Source organism: Pseudarthrobacter sp. AL07, from assembly GCF_029960665.1.
GTDB lineage: Bacteria > Actinomycetota > Actinomycetes > Actinomycetales > Micrococcaceae > Arthrobacter.
This window is the reverse complement of record NZ_JASBRB010000002.1, coordinates 1-21211: the sequence shown is the minus strand read 5'-3', so window position 1 is coordinate 21211 and position 21211 is coordinate 1. Positions and strand designations below refer to the sequence as shown.

Genomic DNA, 21211 nt, shown 5'->3' with positions numbered 1-21211 from the left:
ACGCCTTCCGGCGGCCGCGAGGTAACGCACACCTTTCGGTTCAATCCCGCACCCGGCCCGACGGTAGGGTTAACGGCATGATCGAACAACTCTCCGCGCCCACCCGCGTGGCTGTCCTGGGCGCCAACGGGCGCATGGGCGCCGAAGCCGTTAAGGCCGTTGAAGCGGCTCCTGACCTGCTGCTCGTAGCCGCCCTGGGACGCGGCGACTCGCTGGACCAGCTGGCGACGTCGGGTGCCCACATAGTGGTGGACCTCACCGTCCCCGAAAGCACCGAAGCAAACGTGCGCTACGCCGTCGAGCATGGCATGCATGCCGTCGTGGGGACCACCGGTTGGGACGCCACCAGGCTAGCCGCCCTGGAGGCACAGCTGGCGGAGCGCCCCGAAACCGGGGTGCTGATCGCCCCCAACTTTGCCCTTGGCTCCGTGCTGGCCTCGGCCTTTGCCGCCAAGGCCTCCAAATATTTCGCATCCGTGGAAATCATCGAACTCCACCACCCGGAAAAGGTTGATGCCCCATCCGGGACGGCTGTCCGCACCGCCCAGCTCATCGCCGCCGAGCGCAAGGCGGCGGACGTTCCGGCCAGTCCTGACGCGACCACCAGTGAACTCGCCGGCGCGCGGGGTTGCGACGTTGAGGGAGTCCGCGTTCACAGCGTTCGGCTCCGCGGGCTCGTGGCCCACCAGGAGGTGCTGCTCGGCGGGCCGGGGGAGCAGTTAACCTTCCGGCACGATTCCTTTGACCGGGCCTCCTTTATGCCTGGAGTGCTGCTGGGCGTGCGGAATGTCGCCGCACATCCGGGACTGACGGTGGGCCTGGACGGCTACCTGGACCTGGGACTCTAGGCCGTGGGCGGGTTATTTGCCGCGTTCCGGAAGAACCGCACGAAGATCTGGGTGGGTGCCGTAACCCTCCTGCTGGTCTTCTACCTGGTGGTGTCCTTCCAGCGCTCCATCCTCCTGTTGCTGGACAGCAACCCCGCCGCCAAGGCCATCGGAGCTGCCTACCTGGTCCTCCCGGCCATCGGCGCCTGGGCCATGATCCGTGAACTGCTGTTCGGCGCCCGCACGGAACAGATGGCCAAGGTCCTGGAAGCCGAAGGCGGGCTCCCGGTGGACGAACTGCCGCGCACACCCGCCGGCCGGATCGTCCGCTCCGCGGCGGATCTGGAATTCGAAAAGTACAAGGCCGAGGCGGAAGCGGCGCCCGGTGACTGGCGTTCGTGGTTCCGGCTCAGCTGCGCCTATGACGCTGCCGGGGACCGCAAGCGCGCCCGCGGGTCCATGCGCGACGCCGTGAAGCTGTTCCGCGGCAAGGTTCCCGCCTAGCGCAGGCTGGCCCGGTCGCCGCGCCCCAGCCGGTTGGCCGCATGGCCCACCAACTCCAACGGGCCCCGCCACTTCAGGAGCACAAACACAATACCCACGGTGATGGCCGCCGCGGCATGCGCCCAGTACATCCCGTCCTCGGTCCAGCCCGCGGGCAGCGGCTTCAGGTAGAACGCCGAAACAACCCAAACATGCGCTGAGTAGAGCGTGAGCGTCATGGCACCCGCGCCCCGCAGCGGCAGCAGCAGGTCCAGGTCCAGCCAGTCAGCCAGCCTGCCGAGCAGGAGGAACACGCCCACCGCGGCGGCTGCCACGCCGCAGGTGTGCAGAAGGTCCAGCGTGGTGGCCGAATGCGGCGCCGCGGTCGCCAGCCACCACCAGGATCCTTCCTGCCGGATTCCGGTGAGGTTGACCTGGAGGACGCTGTCCAGCGGGTAGCCGGGCGCGTTCAGGACCGCCTCCAGCGCGGCCCGGCCGCCCCAGTTCTCCATCGCGGCGGTACCCAAAGCCTTGGCCAGTGCGGCCACCGCCGCGCCGACGCAGAGCAGCAGGACAGGGACTATCGCTTTGGTGAGGGCCAGCCGGCCGATGACCAGGCCCACCAGCAGGTATGACAGCCACTGGAACACCGGGTAGTAGCCGGTCAGGAACAGGTCTCCCAGCAGGGGGAGCGGTGTGGAGAGGTCCTCCCAGGATGGATTATGGCCCAGGTTCAGGGGCGGATTGGCCGCCATAAGCCAGGGGCGGAGCAGATAGGCGAGCAGGGGGGAAACCACGATCCAGCCGACCGCCCAGCCGCACAGCGCCCTCAGCTTCAGGCCCAGGAACGGCAGGATGCACAGGAACAAGAGGGCGTAGTCTACCAGGATGTTCGCAAGGTTTACTTCCAGCCCGCCCAATGAGAGCCCGACGGCGGCAATCACCAGTGCGCGCAGTGCGATGCCGCGGCGGGCTGCGTTCAAGGCAGTACCTTCCGGCGGTAGCTGCTTTCCGGTAGACAGCGCCAGTCCCACGCCCGCCAGTACGGCAAACAGGGCGGACGCCCTGCCGGAGAAGGTAAGGCCGATCCAGGTGGGCGTGAGATCGGCGTTTGCCTCGAAGGTGGGGAGCAGGTGCGTGGCCATCATGCCAAGGAGCGCCAGCCCCCTGGCGGCGTCGATACCGCGGAGGCGGCCCGCGGCCTGTGAGGTTCGAGGCACCCGCGAGGGTCTTGCCGGGGCACGGGACGTCATCAGGCGATGTTCTCACACCAACCTTTGTGGCGGCAGTCAAGGGCCCGGCGGACACGCGGCCGTGAAGACCTTGTGTTCGAATATATGTTCGAATAATATGGGCACCATGCAAACCCCATCCCAGCCGCGGCCGTTTCCGGAATTCCCACTCGCCGGCGGATCGGTGCGCCCCGCCCGGGATGCCCAGGACGCCGCCCCGGCACATCCTGCAGGTTTGATGAAAGCCATGAGCCCAGGAGTGGTGGACTTTCTTTTCCGGCAGCTCGTGGCGGGTCGGTCTCCCGTGGACATCCAGTGGCAGGACGAAGGGGTGACACTCACCGCCCAGCCGGCGGGGGCCGAGCTGGCCCGCAGGTTGGCCGAGAGCGACCTCGACGCCTTGACGCCCACGGAACTGTTCCACTACGTCCGGGCGGCCCAACGGCTTGCAGCCTGGGCCGCGGGGCTGCGGGAGGCTGCGGTGGACCGGTACTGCCAGCCGGGGAATACGCAGGATGGTGTGGCGAGGGCTGACGAGCATCCCTAGGATAATGAGGTGACTGATGCCCTGACCGTCTCTGCCGTGCAGTACCAGGCGCTGGAAGGCGGGATTGTCCCGAATGTGCAAGAACACGTCCGGCTGATCGAGGATGCAGAGTCCCACGGCGCTCGGCTGGTGGTGTTCCCGGAGCTGTCGTTGACGGGATACAACCTGGCGCAGTTGGCCGATGACGGCTATTGGCTCCAGCACAAGGACCCGCGGCTGGGCGACCTTTACGAAATCTGCCGCCGGACCGGGATCACCGCCGTGGCGGGTGCTGCCTATCGGGAACCTGATGGCACGCCGCGGCTCGCCGGCCTCGTGATCCACCCCGACGGCACTCTCGGACTCGGCTTCAAAACCCACCTCCACGGCCAGGAGCGGGAGGTCTTCGCCGCTGGCGACGGTGCACTCGTGATCGAGCTGGACGGCTGGAAGATCGCGCTGGCCATCTGCTTTGACGCCGCGGTTCCTGCCCACGCCACCGGGGCAGCCCAGGCCGGCGCGGATATCTATGCCGTATCGGCCCTGTACACGCTGGCCGAAGATCGACGGCTTGGCCTGCACCTGGGAGCCAGGGCCATGGACAACCGGATGTTCGCCATCCTGGCGAACCTTGGCGGATCAACTGCACTGGGCCCTTCCTGCGGCCTCAGCGGGTTCTGGGGACCGGACGGCTTCGAACTGAAAAAGGCCGCCGGAACCGGCACGGAAGTGGTCACCACCGTCCTGCAACGGAGTGCCTTGCGGAAATTCCGCTGACGCTGCGGGTGTCGGACTTCCAGTGGGTGCGGACCTCAATTCCTGGGGCATGGCAGCCCCCTATTTGATGTGTATCACGCCGCTCCCATTGTCCTAACCAGCTGCCGACAGGGTAACGTTTTTTCCATGCCTCACAAATCCGCCACCGCTCCTGCCCTTGGTACGCTCCTGACCGCCATGGTCACGCCCTTCACCAGGGATGGCGCCGTGGACTACAAGCAGGCAGCCGAACTGGCCACCAGACTTGTGGACGATGGCTGCGACGGCCTGGTCGTCACCGGTACCACCGGCGAAACGTCTACCCTCTCGGATGACGAAAACCTTGGCATGTTCCGCGCTGTCAAGGAGGCCGTGGGAGACCGCGCCGCCATCATCGCCGGCACCGGGACGAACGACACCGCGCATTCGGTGCACCTCTCCCAGCAGGCGGCAGCGCTCGGCGTCGATGGGCTCCTGCTCGTCACGCCGTACTACAACAAGCCCAGCCAGGCCGGGGTCCGGGCACACTTCGAGGCTGTCGCCTCCGCAGCCGATGTGCCCGTTATGCTCTATGACATTCCGGGCCGTTCCTCCATCGCGATCGAGCCCGAAACCATGATCCGCCTGGCGCAGCACCCGAACATCGTCGCAGTCAAGGATGCCAAAGCCGATTTTGTTGCAGCCAGTCGCGTGATGGCAGAGACGGACCTGTACTTCTACTCGGGCGACGACGGACTGACCCTTCCGTGGATGTCCCTGGGCGCCGTCGGACTCGTGGGTGTTACAACCCACATCGCTACGCGCCGCTTCCGCGAACTGATCGACGCCATCAATGCGAACGACTTCGAAACCGCGCGTAAGATTAACTTCGAGCTGCTGCCCGTTGTACGGGCAACGATGACCCGTATCCAGGGAGCCGTTGCAGCCAAACTAATTCTTAAATGGCAGGGAGTCCTGCCCAACTCGATTGTCCGTTTGCCCCTCGTGGAGCCGGACGAAGCCGAGATCGTATCCATCCGCGAGGATTTGGCGGAAGCGGGGCTGGTCTTTCCCTGAGGGCTAAGACCAGCACCCTTTCGCCTGGAAAGTAGTGCACTATGACCCAAACCGCCCTTCCCGGCCTTGTCACGCCTCCACGTCTGCCGCAAGGCGCCCTTCGGATCGTTCCGCTGGGCGGACTGGGGGAGATCGGCCGGAACATGGCCGTGTTCGAAATCGACGGCAAACTGCTCATCGTGGACTGTGGTGTCCTCTTCCCGGAGGAGACCCAGCCCGGCGTTGACCTGATCCTGCCCGATTTTTCCTACATCGAGAACCGTCTCGACGACATCGTGGCCGTTGTCCTGACCCACGGCCACGAGGACCACATCGGCGCCGTTCCGTACCTCCTGCGGCTGCGCGCTGACATCCCCCTGGTTGGCTCACAGCTGACGCTGGCCCTCATCGAGGCCAAGCTGCAGGAACACCGGATCCGTCCGTACACGATGACCGTTGAAGAGGGCCAGGTCGAAAAGTTTGGCCCCTTCGAGTGCGAGTTTGTCGCGGTCAACCACTCCATCCCCGACGCACTGGCCGTGTTCATCCGCACGGCCGCCGGCACTGTCCTGCACACGGGCGACTTCAAGATGGACCAGCTGCCCCTGGACGGCAGGATCACCGACCTCCGGCACTTCGCCAAGCTCGGTGAAGAGGGCGTTGACCTCTTTATGTCCGACTCCACCAACGCCGACGTCCCGGGCTTCACCACCGCCGAAAAGGAAATCGGCCCCACGCTGGAACGGCTCTTCGGCCAGGCCACCAAGCGCATCATCGTGGCGTCCTTCTCCTCGCACGTCCACCGCGTCCAGCAGGTACTCGACGCCGCCGCCAAGCACAACCGCAAGGTGGCCTTCGTAGGCCGCTCCATGGTCCGCAACATGGCCATCGCCGCCAAGCTCGGCTACCTCGACGTTCCCGAGGGCCTCCTCGTGGACATCAAGAACATCGACAACCTGCCGGACAACCGCGTGGTCCTGATGTCCACGGGTTCCCAGGGCGAACCGATGGCCGCGCTTTCGCGCATGGCCAACGGCGACCACCGCGTAGTGGTGGGCGACGGCGACACCGTGATCCTGGCCTCCAGCCTCATCCCAGGCAACGAGAACGCCGTGTTCCGCATCATCAACGGCCTGCTCAAGCTCGGCGCGGACGTCATCCACAAGGGCAACGCCAAGGTGCACGTCTCCGGACACGCAGCCGCCGGCGAGCTGCTCTACTGCTACAACATCCTTGAGCCGCTCAACGCCATGCCCGTGCACGGTGAGACCCGCCACCTGATCGCCAACGGCAAGATCGCCATCGAGTCCGGCGTCCCCACCGCCAGCGTTATCCTTGCCGACAACGGCACCGTGATCGACCTCAAGGACCACCGCGCAGACGTAGTAGGCCAGGTTGAAGTGGGCTTTGTCTACGTGGACGGCTCCAGCGTCGGCGAAGTCACCGAAGCGGACCTCAAGGACCGCCAGACGCTCGGCGATGAAGGCTTCATCTCCATCATTACCGTCATCAACCGCACTACCGGCAAGGTGGTCTCCGGACCCGAGATCCATGCCCGCGGCGTGGCCGAGGACGATTCGGTCTTCGACGAGATTATCCCCAAGATCAACGCCGCCCTGGAAGAAGCCGTGCTCAACCGCACGGACCACACCACGCACCAGCTCCAGCAGGTTATCCGCCGCGTTGTCGGCACCTGGGTCAACCGCAAGCTGCGCCGCAAGCCCATGATCATCCCGGTGGTCCTCGAGGCGTAACAGCCCCGAAGGCAGCGGAATGGCAAAGGCCCGGTTCTTATGGAACCGGGCCTTTCCCATCTGCAACATGAGGCCGGGAACGGCCGGAAATCCGCGGAAAACCACGCCAGTTCCGGTACCGTGGCACGTATGGCCACTCGTACTACTCCCGCGCCCCGAGGCACCGCTGGCGGCAAATCCAGCGCCAAATCCGGCAGCTCGGCGGGCCGAGGTGCAGGCGCCACAGGGTCCAGCCGCACCGGCGGCCGGGCCGGTTCATCGGCGGGCACCGCACGCACCCGTCAGCTTCCCGCCGTCGACCAGCGGCAGCCCTGGCTGCTGCGCGTTGTGGCCGGCGCCTGGCTGGGCGTCGGCCATCTGGTTGGCGGCGGAGTCCGCAGGATCGGCTCCGATGTCAGCGACCTGCCGGCGGACGAACGCCGCGACGGCGCTGCCCTGTTCAACCTTGCCCTGGGCGTCTTCATCGCCACCTTCGCATGGTGGGGAATGACCGGCTGGTTCCCCGACGCCGTCTACAGCGTGGTCAATGGCACTTTCGGCTGGATGTCGCTGCTTTTGCCGCTGATGCTTTTTGTGTGCGCCTTCCGGCTCTTCCGGCAGCCCGACGACGGCCGGGGAAACAACCGGGTGGGCATCGGTTTTCTCATCATGACCTTTGCGGGCTGCGGCCTTGCCCACGTAGTGGGTGGCCAGCCCACCGTAGCCGAAGGCTTCGACGGACTCCGCCAGGCAGGCGGCATGCTCGGCTTCCTGGCCGCCTCACCTCTCGCAGCCATCCATGCCGCGGTGCCCATTGCGGTCTACGGGCTGCTGGCCTTCGTCTCATTGCTCATCATTACCGCCACCCCCTTCAGCGCCATTCCACGCCGGCTCCGGGGGGCCTATGAGCACCTCATGGGCATCGACCTGCAGGAACCCGGCGACGACGGGGACAGCCACGACCGCAGCTACCTCGAGGAAACCCCGGCAACCCAGGCGCCGCGGAAGAAGAAGCGACGCTTCTTCGGCAAGGACCACGAGTCCGACGCCGGGCTGGAAGGCTACGTGGGCGATGAAGCCTTCGAGCACGCCGTTATCGACGACGACGAGGCAGACGCCAAGCCAGACAGTGGATCGCGCCCCGCTCCCGGTGTGCGCCGCCCCACGAAGGCGGAGATCGCCGTCGAGAAAATCAAAGCCGCCCAGGGCATCGGCACCGCAGGGAGCGCCCCGGCAGAGGACAACGCCACCGAGGCCATCCCGCTGGTCACCCCCGGGATGGTCGCCGCCGGTTCACTCAATGCTGCAGCCGCCGCCGTCGCGCAGGTGCCGGCCAAGCCCGTCACACCCATGCCCCTTCCGGCTCCCATTCCGCAGCGGACCGAGCAGCTCTCACTGGCGGGCGACGTCACCTACACCCTGCCGCCGTCGGACGTTCTGACCCCGGGCTCCATCCCCAAGGAGCGCACCGAAGCCAACGACGCCATTGTGGCTTCGCTGACCGAGACCCTCAACCAGTTCAACGTGGAAGCGCAGGTCACCGGCTTCAGCCGCGGGCCCACCGTCACCCGGTATGAGATCGAGCTGTCCCCGGGCACCAAGGTGGAGCGGGTCACCGCCCTGTCCAAGAACATCTCCTACGCCGTGGCTTCCAGTGACGTCCGGATCCTCAGCCCCATCCCGGGCAAGTCCGCCATCGGTATCGAGATTCCCAACACGGACCGCGAGACCGTTTCCCTCGGTGACGTCCTCCGGAGCCAGAACGCGCGCCGGACCGACCACCCGATGGTGATGGGGGTCGGCAAGGACGTCGAAGGCGGTTATGTCGTGGCGAACCTCGCCAAGATGCCCCACCTGCTCGTCGCAGGTGCCACAGGCGCCGGTAAGTCCTCGTTCGTGAACTCCATGATCACCTCGATCCTTATGCGGGCAACCCCGGATGAGGTCCGCATGGTCATGGTGGACCCCAAGCGTGTGGAGCTGACCGCCTACGAAGGCGTCCCGCACCTGATCACTCCCATCATTACCAACCCGAAGAAGGCTGCCGAGGCCCTGCAGTGGGTAGTCCGCGAGATGGACGCCCGCTACGACGACCTCGCCAACTACGGGTTCAAGCACATCGATGACTTCAACAAGGCCGTCCGCGCCGGCAAGGTCCAGCCGCCCGTGGACTCCAAGCGCGTCATCCGGCCCTACCCGTACCTGCTGGTGATTGTTGACGAGCTCGCCGACCTGATGATGGTGGCCCCGCGCGACGTCGAAGACTCCATCGTCCGCATCACCCAGCTGGCCCGCGCCGCCGGCATCCACCTGGTCCTGGCCACCCAGCGGCCCTCCGTGGACGTCGTCACCGGCCTCATCAAGGCCAACGTGCCGTCCCGCATGGCCTTCGCCACGTCCTCCGTCACGGACTCCCGCGTGGTTCTAGACCAGCCCGGTGCCGAAAAACTCATCGGCCAGGGTGATGCTCTGTTCCTGCCGATGGGTGCCTCCAAAGCCATGCGTGTCCAGGGCGCCTGGGTCACGGAGTCTGAAATCCACAAGGTCGTGGAACACGTCAAGGGCCAGCTCAAAGTCGACTACCGCCACGATGTCGCCCCCGAGGCACCAAAAAAGCAGATCGACGACGACATCGGGGACGACCTCGAAGTGCTGCTGCAGGCCACCGAACTTGTGGTCACCACACAGTTCGGTTCGACGTCGATGCTCCAGCGCAAGCTCCGGGTGGGCTTCGCCAAGGCCGGACGGCTGATGGACCTCCTCGAGTCCAGGGGAGTGGTTGGCCCCTCCGAGGGGTCCAAGGCACGTGACGTCCTGGTCAAGCCGGACGACCTCGCGTCGGTGCTAGCAGCCATGAAGGGCCAGGACGCGCCCGCAGTTGCTGACTCGCAGACGGCGGCGCTCAGCGACAACGCCAACTCGAACATCGCCCAGGGCGGTTATGCGGAAGACCTCGTGCAGGCGGACCTGGACCAGCGCAGCCAGAAGATTGAGTACTTCGACGGCGCCGACAGCACCTCGGGCGACGACGAGGCCGGTTCCGAAGACGCGTGGTCACTCACCGGACGGTAGCCTAGGAGTGTGACTAGCACCGAAGCAACTGCCGCCGGCTCCAGCAGCCCAGGAATCTGGAATCTTCCCAACATCCTGACCATGCTGCGCATCGCCCTGGTGCCGTTCTTCGTGTGGTTCCTCATCGCCGATGCTCCCGGGCTGAACAGCGAGTCGGGGCCTTGGCGCTGGGCCGCGGTGGTGGTGTTCGCCGTCGCCATCTACACTGACAAGCTCGACGGCGACATCGCCAGGAGCCGCGGCCTCGTCACGAATTTCGGCAAAATTGCAGACCCCATCGCCGACAAGCTCCTCATCGGCTCAGCCTTGGTGATGCTTTCTATCCTGAACGAACTGCCGTGGTGGGTCACCATCGTCATCCTCGTCCGAGAGTGGGGCATCACCGCCCTTCGCTTCTTTGTCATCCGGTACGGTGTCATCCCGGCCTCGCGCGGAGGCAAGCTCAAAACCGTCGTTCAGACGGCCGCGATCTTCCTGTACCTCCTGCCGCTCGGCGCGCTGGCACCGTGGCTTGTATGGGTGGCTTTCGCCGTCATGATGGCGGCTGTCCTGATCACGGTATGGACCGGCGTCGAGTACGTCATTGAAGCCCTGCGAATCCGGTCACAGGGCAAACGGGCCGGAACAACTACAGCTGGAAACTAGGGAGCCGACGTGACCAACCTTCACCACCTGGCGGAACAGGCAGTCAAAAGAGCACTGGAAATGGGCCGCACCGTAGCGACCGCGGAGTCGCTCACGGCAGGAATGGTCAGCGCCGTGCTCGCCGACACAGCCGGAGCTTCAGGCATGCTCCAGGGCGGCGTGGTGGCTTACCAGAACTCTGTCAAAGTGGACGTCCTCGGCGTTCCGGCAGAGCTTCTGGCCGCTGCCGGATCCGTTGACGGCGCCGTCGCAGCGGCCATGGCGGCCGGGGCAAGGACCGCACTTCGGGCTGACATCGGCATCGCCACCACGGGGGTAGCCGGCCCGGAGGAACATGACGGCAAGGCGGTGGGAACGGTGTTTATCGGGATCGCCACAGCGGCCGGTGCGTCCTACCTCGAGTACGGCTTCACGGGTAACCGGGCCGAGATCCGCGGACAGGCTTGTGGTGCCGCGCTGGAAAGCCTGATAGCGGCCCTATCTTCCTGAAGCTACCGGGCGTAAAGTTGCCGGGAACAAATCCCGGTGTCCATTAGTTATTACATTGTGTCGCTTCCGGATAGCGGAGGCGCCTAGGATGAATAAACAACCACGGTTCGCTCCACGGCGGACCGCACTTATGAGGGAGCAAGGCGATACAGATGGTAAAGCAGCCCGTATCCATAAACGGCGTTGTCCGCTGGAAGGATGTGGGCCTCGCCGATCAGGCCAAGAGCGAACAGAAGGAGCGCAAGATGGTTGTCCTTCGTCACGAAATCGGTGATGTCCTGCGCGATGTACGCCAGCGTCAGGGACGCACGCTCCGCGAAGTTTCGCACAGTGCCCGTGTTTCCTTGGGCTACCTCAGCGAAGTAGAACGCGGCCAGAAGGAAGCTTCATCAGAGCTCCTCTCGTCAATCTGCTCAGCCCTGGACGTGCCGCTGTCCAGCATGCTCAGGGAAGTCAGTGACCGTGTTGCTGTCGCGGAGGGCGTAGCCGTTCCGGACACCGTTCCCCAGGAATTCTCACAGCGCTACGGCCGCGACCTTGATCGCGATCTCAACGCTGAACTCAACAACGAACTGTCCAAGGGCCTGCTTTCCGGCGCACGGTAAGCCGTCGCAGGAACCAGACAGGAACTTCAACAAAGCCTCCGGCCACTGGCCCGGAGGCTTTGTTGTGTGGTGGCTATTTTTCCGTGTCGCCGGCGGACGGGTCCTTCGCGAAAGCGTCAATTTCAAACATGGAGTTAAGTTTTGCCATGTATTCGGCGAGTGTCTGCAGTTCCCCGACCGGCCACTCAGCCAGCCGTTCACGGAAGTCCTGGCGGCGCGCATCCTGGACCTGGTGCATTCTTTCCTCGCCCTTTTCGGTCAGGCGGATCGACTGCGCCCTGCCGTCCAGGGGGTCAGCTTCCTTGAACACCAACCCAATGCGTTCCAGGAATGCGATCTGGCGGCTGACGGAAGGCTTGCCCACGCCGATATTCAGGGCCAGGTCTGTCAACCGGATGGGTCCCTCTCGCCGGATGACCGAAAGCAGTCCGTAGGCCGCCGGTTCCATGTCCGGGTGCACCTGCCGCGAGAGCTGATGGGAGACCGACCGGGCACGCCGCCAGAAGAGACTGATTTGGTGTTCCACAGTGTTCAGGGCTTCATCGACGGTGTCTTTGTCCGCACCTGTCTCCGCAGGGGACGTCACGGGAACGCCGGTCTCAGGACGGCCTGTCGCAGGAGTGCCGTCGGCAGTGTTGCTCATGGCAACAATTCTAGGGTCCGGGACCGTGAGAGACTCTATTGGTGCGGATCAGTGACTATTGGCGGCTTATGGACGACGAATTCGGGGCCGGCTACTCACGGGTCCTGAGCAGCACCCTGGTTCTGGCCGGCGCCGGCGGGCGTACGGCGGACCAGGCCCTCGCCGCCGGGGTAAGCCCCCGACAGGTGTGGTTGGCCGTCTGCGACGTCCAGGATGTGCCGCCGGAGCGGCGACTGGGACGCGACGTCAAACCCCAGCGCGACTGACACCGCCACCAGCGCATCGGCGTTCACCGATGTCAGTTTCAGAAGTCGCCTGCACGAAATGTCAGAAGTCGTCTGCACCACTTCTGGTTTTTGGGCTCCGTGTGGGACGTTGCGCTGCCAGGGACCCGGCCGGTGTTAGAGATCCGTCAGGCCAACGCCTTCGTCGTCGAGGCAGGGTGAGCGTTTGCCGGCAGGGGTTCCTGTTGAGCGGAGGCAGCTGCATTGAGGTCCTTTAACCGCGGGCAGAGACAGCCACACGAAGCGCTGCATCTTGTTGTACGTCCCAAAGTCCAGAACTGCGCGGTCCAGTTTCGGTGCGAGATCATGGCTGACACTTATCGCCAGTGATGTTCCTGCTCCCCGGCTGTCGTTTCCCGGGGGTTTCGTGGGTCGGTGGAGTTCACACCAGAGCGGTTTGCGCGGCGGGGTCCGCGAGAAATACAGGCCCTGCTTCCGGCATCCGCCGTCGCCCTGATAGCAATGCAACGTCCCTCCGAACACTGCCACCATTTCCATGGCCGGGGCTGTGAGGAAAAAATGGCCGTGTCCGGGTATGTCGGCCATGGTCAAGCCAGGTTGTGGGCCCGCCGTCCCAGCTTCTGCAAGGGCTGCGTAATCTACGGGTTTGGGTCGTGGAGGGTTAGCGGGCAATGGTGAGGACCGTTCCGACGTTGCGGATGCTTGCGCGGACGGTGTCCTCAACGGCCCTGTTAAGGGCTGCGAGCTCTGCAACGGTCCGGGCAGGATCCATGGGGGCGGTGACTTCAACGTTGAGGCGGTGGCCGCTCCACCGCAACCGGACGGTGGAGGCGGCAGGGGCTACCGGTGCGATGGCGGCTTCTGTGCGTTCCAGCAGGTCCGGGTCCACGCCGTCAAGGAGCCGGCGGCCAATGTCCCGGGCAGTGCCCCACAGCAGGACGAAAATAGTGACCGAGATCAGGATGCCGATAATAGGGTCCGCCAGCGGGAAACCAAGCCAGACGCCGATGACGCCCGCGACGACGGCCAGGGACGTGAAACCATCGGTCCTGGCGTGAACGCCGTCCGCCACCAGTGCCGCGGACCCGATCTCTTTGCCCACCCGGATCCGGTAGATCGCCACGATCTCGTTGCCGGCGAAACCGATCAGACCGGCCGCTAGAACCCAACCGAGGTTACTCAGCGGTTGCGGCTGGAAAAGGCGGATGACCGATTCCACACCGGCCACCACCGCGGAGAGCGCCACCATGGCGACAATGAAGAGTCCGGCCAGATCCTCGACCCGGCCGAATCCATAGGTATAGGTCCGTGTTGCCGCCCGGCGGCTCAGGACGAACGCCACCCACAAAGGAACGGCAGTCAGGGCATCGGAGAAGTTATGGATAGTGTCCGCCAGCAGGGCCACCGAGCCGCTGAACAGGAAAACGACCAGCTGCAGCAAAGAGGTGACCGCCAGGACGACCAGGGAAATCTTCAGCGCCCGGATTCCCTTGACCGACGATTCCATCGCCTCATCCACCGAGTCAGCGGCATCATGACTGTGAGGAACGAACAGACCGTAGAGGAAGCCCTTCAGCCCTCCGGGGTGCTCATGGTTGTGCTCATGATCATGCCCGTGGTCATGGTCATGTCCGTGGTCTTGGTCATGCCCGTGCCCGGCCAGGTGCTTATGCTCGTCGGCGCTGTAGTCATGCCCGGCGGTGCCGTGGTCATGGGTGTGGCTGTCGGCCTGTTTCATGGTTTCGTATTCTCCGCTGTCGAGTGGTGGTGGCGCGGCGTGCCGCCCAGGGAATGCTCCGCCTGGAAGATTGCATCGGTGACCAACTGACGGGCATGTTCGTTCTCGAGCCGGTAAAACACCCTAGTGCCCTCCTGCCGCGTAGAAACCATCCGGGCCAACCGCATCTTCGCCAGATGCTGCGACACCGCAGACTGTGGCTTTCCCACCGCCTCTGCGAGGTCATTGACCGACATTTCGCCGTCGCGCAGCGCCAGAATCAAACGCACCCGCGTCGCGTCCGCGAGCATTGCAAAAATCTCCACCGCCAGCTCGACATATCCGCTGTCACCATTCCGCCCACAGGCCGTATCTGCATCCATGCGAATATTATCGCATATGCACCTTCAAGTCTTATCCTCGTCGTACAACGCGCGGACTGTGGCGGCGGCTTCTGTCCGGACTGAAATCGCCTGTCGATCCCACGGCCTTGCATTACTCTTGGTCTCCGCCATGCCCGACACCTACCGGGGCACGCATTCTCCGGCTACTCTGTCGCAGAGGGGAATTCGTGGCGGAGATCGTGCTTGCAGGCGGAAAAGGGACGCTGAGCCTATATGTCGGCGGGACCCTTCATCTGATCTGGGCGCCCGGTTCCGTTCTTCAGGCCGAAGACGCCACGGAATCTGTGCTTGCCGTGGAGCTTCTTAGTGCTGGCCGGAAGCTCCTATTGCTAATCGAAATCATCGGCGTCAACCTCACTGTCGAAGCCTGCAACGACTACCGGGACACCCACTTCGTTTCCTCCGTAGCCATAGTGGGGACAACGAATCTTGACCGGGTCGTTGCCGCTTGGATGCGGCGCGGCCAGCACAATCTCCAGGAGTTTTTCACGTCGCGTCCGGCAGCAGTGGCATGGCTGGAGGGGCTGCCTGCTCCCGATATCGTCCACCAAGTCCCGGCCTGATTCTTCCCGACGTCGGCAGGTAGGAGACTCTGGAGGGCCGGCCACACTGGCAGGGAACTTCCGATGCCGATCTCCTCGCCGTCCGGGGACTCTACGGAGGGGCCCCGCGCCTGCGCATTGGCCGCACCACAAATGGCATCGTCACCTCTCCATGACGATTCGGGAATCCGCGGAGTGCCTGCTCAACCTCACCATCGGCATCAGATAAAACGGCCGATGAACAGTGAAGAACCGCCAGCCTGAAGTGACACTCACGGGCTGTTGGACCGGGCCGTTGTTGAATCCCTACAACGTTCAAAGGGCGGTTCATTTCCTAGGAAGTGGAACGCCCGGGACTGGTCCTTCGAAAAATGGCGACACGCCACGGAATGCCGTTCCACAACTATCTTCTTTTAGACGTCCCGTGTGGAGCGTGCAGGATAAGTATCGCTACAGTAGGTCCATGGATATTGGGTACGCCTGTCGTTTTCAGAAGTCGTCTGCACTCGCTCCCGCGGAATTCCGGGGTAGTGCAGACGAGTACGGACATGGAGATGTCACAAGTCCCCTGCACGGAATTGCATTCCGCTCAATAGTCCTCTGCACCAACCGTCACTTTTCAGAAGTCGCCTGCACGAAACAGCAGCGACTATTGCGTCGATGGCCCCGGCGTGCCTGCTGCCGGGACCCACCGGTAGAGCGTCGGGACGGAGACGCCGAGGCTCGTGGCCACTTCCCGGGGCGGTGTTCCCTGGTTGAGTAGTTTGCGGGCTGAGCGGATCTTGGCTTCCGTCATGATGCGTTTGCGGCCGCCGACCCATCCCTGTTCGCGCGCGGCCAGCAGTCCGGCCTGGGTGCGTTCGACCATGAGCTCCCGTTCCATCTGGGCCAAGGATGCCATCACGTTGAAGAAAAAGCGCCCGGAAGCCGTGGTGGTATCGATCGCGTCGGTGAGGCTGACGAAGTCTACGCCGCGGTTATTCAGGCCGCCGGCGAAGTCCAGGAGGTCTTTCACGCTCCGGCGCAGGCGGTCTGGCTTCCACACCACGAGGGTGTCACCGTCACGCATGGTGTCCAGCGACTGGTCGAGTCCGGGGCGGTGAGACTTGGTGCCGCTGATCGTGTCTTCGTAGATTTTGTCGCATCCGGCCTTCTTCAGGGCGTCGATCTGCAAGCCTAGGTTCTGGTCCCGGGTGGAGACTCGGGCATAGCCGATTCGGTGTGCGGTCATGGGGTGTGACTGTTAACTCGGAATGGCGGTTAAGTCGCAGCTTGAAATGGCGGTTTGCCTTTTCACTTCCGGAATGATGAACAGTACCCGGCGAGGAGCGGTACCCGTTCATCGTTTTTGGGGGCGCCTGGGTGAGGAACTTAGTTTTCCGTTGCCTCGATTGAACCCCGGCGTGGCATCCTTTTGGGCGGCGGTGTCGAATAACGGGCATGAACTATTACAGCCCGGCGGCGCAGGAACGGGCCAAAGACGCCGCCTATGATGCAGTGGAAAAAGTGCTGGCCAGCATGTTTGAACTGCTGAGCCGACAGGCCCTGACCGCACGGTGGGACCAGGCCGTTGAAGCCATGGCCAAACACCTCGAAGCACAGGACACCGGCACGGAATAGGCCGCCCGGGCCTCTAACCAACGGACAACCGCCCCGCAAAGCTCCGGGACCAGTAATAGCAACAGATCCACGACGGCGCATCAGCAGCAGCGCCCAAAGGACGGCCACCGACACGCTGCCCCCAGGAGGCCCTGCGCCGCTTTCAGCACCACAGTGTGGGGGCGCTCCTGGTCCCAGGGCTGTGCCTGACTGGTCCGGATGTTGACTTGCTCCGGAGCAGTCAGGCGGCCTGCATTCCTTGGGGCGTTGCTGTCCCCGGGTTCTTAGTCGTTGTCGTTATCGCCGCTGGTGTTGATGCTGCCGTTGACACCTGCCGGGAAGAACCCGCCCGAGCTGACCTGCTCCGGATTCAGGTAAGCGATGTTCAACACTTGGGCTGCGGTACGACTGAAAGCCAGCCCGTTCGCGTCCGTGGGAACAAGGTTGGCCACGGCCGCGGTGCCGATGCCCTGATCCAGATCCGTTGTCCCGTCCAGGCTGTCCCGGGCGTCCGAAATCTTCTGCACCGTGGTGTAGATCGCCGGGGTCTGGACCCCCAAAGCGTAGAGCGTCGTACGGATAATCCCCGCATGGTAGGCCTCGACGGCCAACAGTCCCGCGGCCGCCTCAAGATAGGTCTTATTACTGATCAACGGAGCCGCGCCCTTATACGCGGTGACACCGACGTCCTCGAATATAAAGGCCCCGAACAGGAAGTTGACCTCATTGGCATACACATCGAACTTGTCATGCGGACCGATCAGCCCCGCAGCCCGGGCCGCGGCCGTGAAGCTATCATCAAGACTGATCCTCGGCCTCGACACCGCAGCGCTGCCCAACGCACTGCGGAGGAACGCGACATGGGTCTTTTCATCCCCGGCGATCTCCTCAGCATACTTTTTGATCAGAGGCGTCTTGAACGGTACAGCCCTGCCGCCGACCACCGGACCCCGCCGCCCCGTCCCGGTGGTCATGTTATCCGGCAACCCCATCCCCGTGACGGCCCGGAGATAAAACTCAGCCTCAAGGTATTCCAAGTTCAACGCGAAGTTCAGAATCGCCGCGTCACTGGGGGCCCCGGCCTCCTCCGCAACAGCAGGCGACGCCGCCGCGGACGCGGCAACGAAAGCCGCCCCGGCGGTGAGCCCGCTCAGCCCGGCAGCCCGGAAAAACCGGCGACGGTCCACCGCGCTCTCCGCGCTCCGGGAAATAGCGTCAACAATAAAACGTTGTTCGAACATGGGACATTCTCCTGCCATTCAGAACGAAATGGCGGGGGCAGGACATATTCCTTTTAGCGCACCCCAGCGCTGCGACACCCTCGTCGCCACGACCAGACCGGCCATGATAACTGCCAGAGTACCCGCCCCGGCAACACGAAGAAAAGGGAGCCCGGAATCTAAAGGCTGAAAACAACAGCAGTCCACTCGCCCGGCAAAGCCAGCCTCCGGAGGCCCGTGGCTTTAACGACCATTTATGACTAGTCATTTCGACTTGCCGGAATCGGTGCCGAAATGTCAGTTTCAGAAGTCGTCTGCACTGCATTCCGCGGAATTACGGGGCTTGTGCAGACGGGTGTTGACACCGTCAGAAGTCCCGTGCACGGAACCGCATTCCGCTCATTAGTCCTCTGCACCAACCATCACTTTTCAGAAGTCGCCTGCACCAACCTGCGGGAACTACGGCTTTGCAGCAGTGCCTGCGGCCGGGACCCACCGGTAGAGCGTCGGCACGGAGACGCCGAGGCTGTTGGCCACTTCCCGGGGCGGAGTTCCCTGGTTGAGTAGTTTGCGGGCTGAGCGGATCTTGGCTTCCGTCATGATGCGCTTGCGGCCGCCTACCCGTCCCTGTTCCCGCGCGGCCCGGAGTCCGGCCTGCGTGCGTTCAACCATGAGCTCCCGTTCCATCTGGGCCAAGGATGCCATTACGTTGAAGAAGAAGCGCCCGGAGACCGTAGTGGTATCGATTGCATCGGTGAGGCTGACGAAGCCTACGCCGCGGTTATTCAGGCCGCCGGCGAATTCCAGGAGGTCTTTCACGCTCCGACCCAGGCGGTCCAGCTTCCACACCACCAGAGTGTCACCGTCACGCAGGGTGTCCAGCGCCTGGTCGAGTCCGGGGCGCTGGGACGTGGTGCCGCTGATCGTGTCTTCGTAGATTTTGTCGCATCCGGCCTTCTTCAGGGCGCTGATCTGCAGGTCCAGGTTCTGGTCCCGGGTGGAGACCCGAGCGTAGCCGATGCGGTGTGTGGTCACGGAGTATTCTCTTCTCAAAACTCAATCCGGTGCGTTGCTTCGACTGTACCGTTTCAAGAACTATTTGTGAGAACGACGGGCCTGAGCCCGGCTTTTCGCCAGCACGGCGTTTTTCCGCGGGAGGACGCCCCCTTCGCAGCCGCCCGCCACGAACACGACGAACACCACGATTCTCAAATCAATCTGTTCTTGAAATCGTTCGTTTGCGAGAATTCTTGATAATGAATCGGCGGATTCCCGGGATGGCTGTAACTCTCATTGGCAATCTGCAGGTCTTAGGGGTTTTTCATCTGCCCGACATGGGCCTGAATGTTTTTCATACGGCGGTGTCCGGCGTTGACGATTGGGCACCCGTCGTGTGCTTCGCCGGGCATGGACTCGGAGTCGCGGGTGGCGAGCAGAGCGGATCTGAGAACTGTCAGGTGGGCGATGGTGTCGTCTATGTCCTGGACGCGTTGTGTGAGCATGTCGTGGACGGTTGCGCAGGGCGGCGTCTCTGATTCTTCCTGAATGGTGAGGATGTCCGCTATGTCGTCCAGGGCGAGTCCGAGGGAGCGGGCGCGCTGGATGAACGCCAGGGTGTCGATGTCGTCGGAGGTCTACAGACGGTATCCCCCGGGACTTCGCGGCGGGGTCCGGATCAGCCCGCGTAGCTCGTAGAGCCGGATGGCTTTGGGCGTGAGGCCCGTGTTTTTGGCGGCCTGGCCCATCGTGAGCAGAGTTGCCATTTTTCCTCCTTGTCTTGACGTTACCCCCGGGTCAAGGTTTTAGCGTGGGACGTATAAGGAGGAGGTGGAAGGAAATGGCATTGCAACAAGGTGAGGTTTACCGTTGTCCGGATGCGTCGTGCGCCTGTGAGATCACGGTGACGAAGGGTGCGGCCGAAGGCCACGGCGGGGACAAGAACCCGACGTGCTGCTGCGGGCACAGCATGGAGAAGATCAGCTGAGCGGCCAAACGGCAAACGGGCGTCCAGGCATCCGGGCGGTTTTCGGGTACCCGGCATACCGGCGGCTCTGGGCGGCACGCACGGCCTCAGCCGCCGGCGACGCTTTCGCGACCGTGGCGCTGAGCCTGCTGGTGCTGGAGCTGACCGGCTCCGGTGTGGGTGTGGCCGGTGTTGTCGCCGCCGAAATCGTGCCGGTTCTTCTGCTCGGTCCGGTGGCCGGGATCGTCGTGGACCGGTGGAGCCCGGTGCCGGTGATGGTCTGTGCGGATCTGGTGAGGATGGTGTGTGCGCTGTCCCTGCCGCTGGTCATCGGTTCAGTGCCGGGCGTGTATGCCCTGGCGTTTGCGATGTCCGCCGCCTCGGTGTTTTTCAACCCCGCGGCGGCGTCAACGCTGCCCTCAATCGTGGGATCTGACGAGCTGGTGGCCGCGAACAGCGGGATCTGGTCCGCTGCGGTATTCGTCCAGATCGTGCTGGCCCCTGCCGCTGGCGCCGTGGTTCTCGTTGCCGGCTACACACCGGCGTTCTGGGTCAATGCGGCCAGTTTTGCCGTCTCGGCGCTGGTGCTGCGGAAACTGCGGGTGGACCGGGCTGGTTTAGCCGATCCTTCGAAGGATCGTTGGTGGCCCCGGGCCCGTGAGGGCTTTGTGCTGTTGGGCCGTCACCGTGTCCTTCGTGCCCTGGCTGTGGGCCAGCTGTTCGCCGCACTGTCTGCCGGGGCCACCAGTGCCCTGCTGGTGGTTTACGTGAAGGACCGGTTGGGCCTGGACTCCCGCGGATACGGCCTCGCCCTGGCCATGATTGGTGCCGGAGCGGTCCTGGGCCCCCTGGTGCTGTCCCGTTATGTCAGCAACCCGCGGCGCGCGGCCTTTGTCTTCGGCCCGTATCTGTTGCGCGCGGCCGTTGACGGAGTACTGGCTTTCACCCTTTCTCCTGTCCTCGCCCTCGGTGCGCTGGCCGGATACGGCCTTGGTACTTCGACCGGGGCCGTGACATTCAATTCCCTGCTGCAGGCCGAAACCCCCGCAGAAGCACGAGGCCGGATTTTCACTGCGTTCGACGTCATCTGGCAACTCGGACGCCTGGTCTCGCTGGGGATCGGCGGCTTTCTCGCTGACCGGGCAGGTCTTCCCGTTGTCTATGCTTCCGGCGCTGTACTGCTGACCGCGGCGGCGATCATCGGTTGGACCTCGCTGCGAGCCGCAGACAAGGACCACGGCTCCGCTCGGACCCATGACATTTGATGCGTGCAGTTTATGAGAAAAACCCGCCGGGAGTAGACGGATCACCGGTTCCGCCCCTTCCCGTCCGCGGTTGCCGCGGTTGATGTATTCCTTGGGCCTGCGGGAATTCAGCCGTGCCGGACGAGCACCGGGATCTGGTCGGGTTTAGAGGTAGTTGCAGATGCGTTCGGGGTCGCAGGCGGCGGGGTCCCCTGCTGCCGCGGCGTGATG

The 21211-nt window shown here is 63.9% G+C and carries 23 protein-coding genes; 14 read left to right on the top strand and 9 right to left on the bottom strand.

Annotated features, from left to right (window positions below):
* Positions 1-77: 77 nt before the first annotated feature.
* Both dapB and QK290_RS02085 read left to right on the top strand, forming a co-directional pair.
* Positions 78-848: a 4-hydroxy-tetrahydrodipicolinate reductase gene (gene dapB, locus QK290_RS02090; RefSeq protein ID WP_282329100.1), complete on the top strand. Its 771-nt coding sequence runs from the start codon at positions 78-80 to the stop codon at positions 846-848.
* Between the two features lie 3 nt (positions 849-851).
* Positions 852-1331 carry a hypothetical protein gene (locus tag QK290_RS02085; RefSeq protein WP_282329099.1) on the top strand — a complete coding sequence of 160 codons (480 nt, stop codon included), beginning with the start codon at positions 852-854 and terminating at the stop codon, positions 1329-1331.
* On the opposite strand, the gene QK290_RS02080 is transcribed toward QK290_RS02085, so the two are convergent.
* Positions 1328-2563 carry a heparan-alpha-glucosaminide N-acetyltransferase domain-containing protein gene (locus QK290_RS02080; RefSeq protein ID WP_282329098.1) on the bottom strand — a complete coding sequence of 412 codons (1236 nt, stop codon included), beginning with the start codon at positions 2561-2563 and terminating at the stop codon, positions 1328-1330. The two genes, QK290_RS02085 and QK290_RS02080, sit on opposite strands and share 4 nt — an antisense overlap.
* Positions 2564-2669: 106 nt before the next feature.
* On the opposite strand from QK290_RS02080, the gene QK290_RS02075 reads away from it, so the two are divergent.
* The 8 genes from QK290_RS02075 to QK290_RS02040 all read left to right on the top strand — a co-directional run bounded on the left by QK290_RS02075 (position 2670) and on the right by QK290_RS02040 (position 11403).
* Positions 2670-3089: a hypothetical protein gene (locus QK290_RS02075; RefSeq protein ID WP_282329097.1), complete on the top strand. Its 420-nt coding sequence runs from the start codon at positions 2670-2672 to the stop codon at positions 3087-3089.
* Positions 3090-3098: 9 nt separating this feature from the next.
* Positions 3099-3845, top strand: a complete 747-nt coding sequence (locus QK290_RS02070; RefSeq protein WP_282329096.1) for a carbon-nitrogen hydrolase family protein — start codon at positions 3099-3101, stop codon at positions 3843-3845.
* 126 nt (positions 3846-3971) lie between these two features.
* Positions 3972-4880, top strand: a complete 909-nt coding sequence (dapA, locus tag QK290_RS02065; RefSeq protein WP_282329095.1) for a 4-hydroxy-tetrahydrodipicolinate synthase — start codon at positions 3972-3974, stop codon at positions 4878-4880.
* A gap of 41 nt (positions 4881-4921) precedes the next feature.
* Complete coding sequence (locus QK290_RS02060; RefSeq protein WP_282329094.1) at positions 4922-6613, top strand: ribonuclease J; 1692 nt, start codon at positions 4922-4924, stop codon at positions 6611-6613.
* Positions 6614-6742: 129 nt separating this feature from the next.
* Positions 6743-9664 carry a DNA translocase FtsK gene (locus tag QK290_RS02055; protein ID WP_282329093.1) on the top strand — a complete coding sequence of 974 codons (2922 nt, stop codon included), beginning with the start codon at positions 6743-6745 and terminating at the stop codon, positions 9662-9664.
* Between the two features lie 9 nt (positions 9665-9673).
* On the top strand, positions 9674-10309 hold the full coding sequence (gene pgsA, locus QK290_RS02050; RefSeq protein WP_193340088.1) for a CDP-diacylglycerol--glycerol-3-phosphate 3-phosphatidyltransferase: 636 nt from the start codon (positions 9674-9676) through the stop codon (positions 10307-10309).
* A gap of 9 nt (positions 10310-10318) precedes the next feature.
* The gene (locus QK290_RS02045; protein ID WP_282329091.1) at positions 10319-10798 is read left to right on the top strand and encodes a CinA family protein; all 480 of its coding nucleotides are present in this window, start codon (positions 10319-10321) and stop codon (positions 10796-10798) included.
* A 152-nt stretch (positions 10799-10950) separates the two neighbouring features.
* A complete protein-coding gene (locus QK290_RS02040; RefSeq protein ID WP_056342905.1) occupies positions 10951-11403 on the top strand; it encodes a helix-turn-helix transcriptional regulator in 453 nt (150 codons plus the stop codon).
* Between the two features lie 73 nt (positions 11404-11476).
* Here the strand turns inward: QK290_RS02040 and QK290_RS02035 are convergent, their stop codons facing one another.
* Complete coding sequence (locus QK290_RS02035; protein ID WP_282329089.1) at positions 11477-12046, bottom strand: MarR family transcriptional regulator; 570 nt, start codon at positions 12044-12046, stop codon at positions 11477-11479.
* 41 nt (positions 12047-12087) lie between these two features.
* Here QK290_RS02035 and QK290_RS02030 point away from each other — a divergent pair, with 41 nt between their 5' ends.
* Positions 12088-12312, top strand: coding sequence for a DUF3046 domain-containing protein (locus QK290_RS02030; RefSeq protein WP_282329088.1), 225 nt, complete (start codon positions 12088-12090; stop codon positions 12310-12312).
* A 640-nt stretch (positions 12313-12952) separates the two neighbouring features.
* Here QK290_RS02030 and QK290_RS02025 read toward each other — a convergent pair.
* Positions 12953-14029, bottom strand: coding sequence for a cation diffusion facilitator family transporter (locus tag QK290_RS02025; protein WP_282329087.1), 1077 nt, complete (start codon positions 14027-14029; stop codon positions 12953-12955).
* Positions 14026-14391, bottom strand: coding sequence for a metalloregulator ArsR/SmtB family transcription factor (locus QK290_RS02020; RefSeq protein ID WP_282329086.1), 366 nt, complete (start codon positions 14389-14391; stop codon positions 14026-14028). The genes QK290_RS02025 and QK290_RS02020 overlap by 4 nt, the downstream gene beginning before the upstream one ends.
* 188 nt (positions 14392-14579) lie before the next feature.
* Between QK290_RS02020 and QK290_RS02015 the strand changes: the two genes are divergently transcribed.
* A complete protein-coding gene (locus QK290_RS02015) occupies positions 14580-14975 on the top strand; it encodes a hypothetical protein (RefSeq protein WP_282329085.1) in 396 nt (131 codons plus the stop codon).
* Positions 14976-15603: 628 nt separating this feature from the next.
* Here QK290_RS02015 and QK290_RS02010 read toward each other — a convergent pair.
* Positions 15604-16185 carry a recombinase family protein gene (locus tag QK290_RS02010; RefSeq protein ID WP_282329084.1) on the bottom strand — a complete coding sequence of 194 codons (582 nt, stop codon included), beginning with the start codon at positions 16183-16185 and terminating at the stop codon, positions 15604-15606.
* Between the two features lie 209 nt (positions 16186-16394).
* On the opposite strand from QK290_RS02010, the gene QK290_RS02005 reads away from it, so the two are divergent.
* Complete coding sequence (locus QK290_RS02005) at positions 16395-16574, top strand: hypothetical protein (protein WP_282329083.1); 180 nt, start codon at positions 16395-16397, stop codon at positions 16572-16574.
* Between the two features lie 263 nt (positions 16575-16837).
* Here QK290_RS02005 and QK290_RS02000 read toward each other — a convergent pair whose 3' ends face one another.
* The 4 genes from QK290_RS02000 to QK290_RS01985 all read right to left on the bottom strand — a co-directional run bounded on the left by QK290_RS02000 (position 16838) and on the right by QK290_RS01985 (position 19536).
* Positions 16838-17794 carry a ferritin-like domain-containing protein gene (locus QK290_RS02000; protein ID WP_282329082.1) on the bottom strand — a complete coding sequence of 319 codons (957 nt, stop codon included), beginning with the start codon at positions 17792-17794 and terminating at the stop codon, positions 16838-16840.
* Positions 17795-18232: 438 nt separating this feature from the next.
* Positions 18233-18808, bottom strand: coding sequence for a recombinase family protein (locus QK290_RS01995; protein WP_282329081.1), 576 nt, complete (start codon positions 18806-18808; stop codon positions 18233-18235).
* Positions 18809-19083: 275 nt separating this feature from the next.
* The gene (locus QK290_RS01990) at positions 19084-19386 is read right to left on the bottom strand and encodes a MerR family DNA-binding protein (RefSeq protein WP_282329342.1); all 303 of its coding nucleotides are present in this window, start codon (positions 19384-19386) and stop codon (positions 19084-19086) included.
* A 21-nt stretch (positions 19387-19407) separates the two neighbouring features.
* Positions 19408-19536, bottom strand: coding sequence for a MerR family DNA-binding transcriptional regulator (locus QK290_RS01985; RefSeq protein WP_282329080.1), 129 nt, complete (start codon positions 19534-19536; stop codon positions 19408-19410).
* 184 nt (positions 19537-19720) lie between these two features.
* Between QK290_RS01985 and QK290_RS01980 the strand changes: the two genes are divergently transcribed.
* Complete coding sequence (locus tag QK290_RS01980) at positions 19721-21001, top strand: MFS transporter (protein WP_282329079.1); 1281 nt, start codon at positions 19721-19723, stop codon at positions 20999-21001.
* The last annotated feature ends 210 nt before the right edge of the window (positions 21002-21211 follow it).

Coding starts and splice junctions, on each gene's coding strand:
- dapB (WP_282329100.1), top strand. CDS start 78: ATGATCGAACAACTCTCCGCGCCCACCCGCGTGGCTGTCCTGGGCGCC.
- QK290_RS02040 (WP_056342905.1), top strand. CDS start 10,951: ATGGTAAAGCAGCCCGTATCCATAAACGGCGTTGTCCGCTGGAAGGAT.
- QK290_RS01985 (WP_282329080.1), bottom strand. CDS start 19,536: ATGGCAACTCTGCTCACGATGGGCCAGGCCGCCAAAAACACGGGCCTC.
- QK290_RS02005 (WP_282329083.1), top strand. CDS start 16,395: ATGAACTATTACAGCCCGGCGGCGCAGGAACGGGCCAAAGACGCCGCC.
- QK290_RS02025 (WP_282329087.1), bottom strand. CDS start 14,029: ATGAAACAGGCCGACAGCCACACCCATGACCACGGCACCGCCGGGCAT.
- QK290_RS02010 (WP_282329084.1), bottom strand. CDS start 16,185: ATGACCGCACACCGAATCGGCTATGCCCGAGTCTCCACCCGGGACCAG.
- QK290_RS02060 (WP_282329094.1), top strand. CDS start 4,922: ATGACCCAAACCGCCCTTCCCGGCCTTGTCACGCCTCCACGTCTGCCG.
- QK290_RS02075 (WP_282329097.1), top strand. CDS start 2,670: ATGCAAACCCCATCCCAGCCGCGGCCGTTTCCGGAATTCCCACTCGCC.
- dapA (WP_282329095.1), top strand. CDS start 3,972: ATGCCTCACAAATCCGCCACCGCTCCTGCCCTTGGTACGCTCCTGACC.
- QK290_RS02080 (WP_282329098.1), bottom strand. CDS start 2,563: ATGACGTCCCGTGCCCCGGCAAGACCCTCGCGGGTGCCTCGAACCTCA.
- QK290_RS02020 (WP_282329086.1), bottom strand. CDS start 14,391: ATGGATGCAGATACGGCCTGTGGGCGGAATGGTGACAGCGGATATGTC.
- QK290_RS02055 (WP_282329093.1), top strand. CDS start 6,743: ATGGCCACTCGTACTACTCCCGCGCCCCGAGGCACCGCTGGCGGCAAA.
- QK290_RS02035 (WP_282329089.1), bottom strand. CDS start 12,046: ATGAGCAACACTGCCGACGGCACTCCTGCGACAGGCCGTCCTGAGACC.
- QK290_RS02000 (WP_282329082.1), bottom strand. CDS start 17,794: ATGTTCGAACAACGTTTTATTGTTGACGCTATTTCCCGGAGCGCGGAG.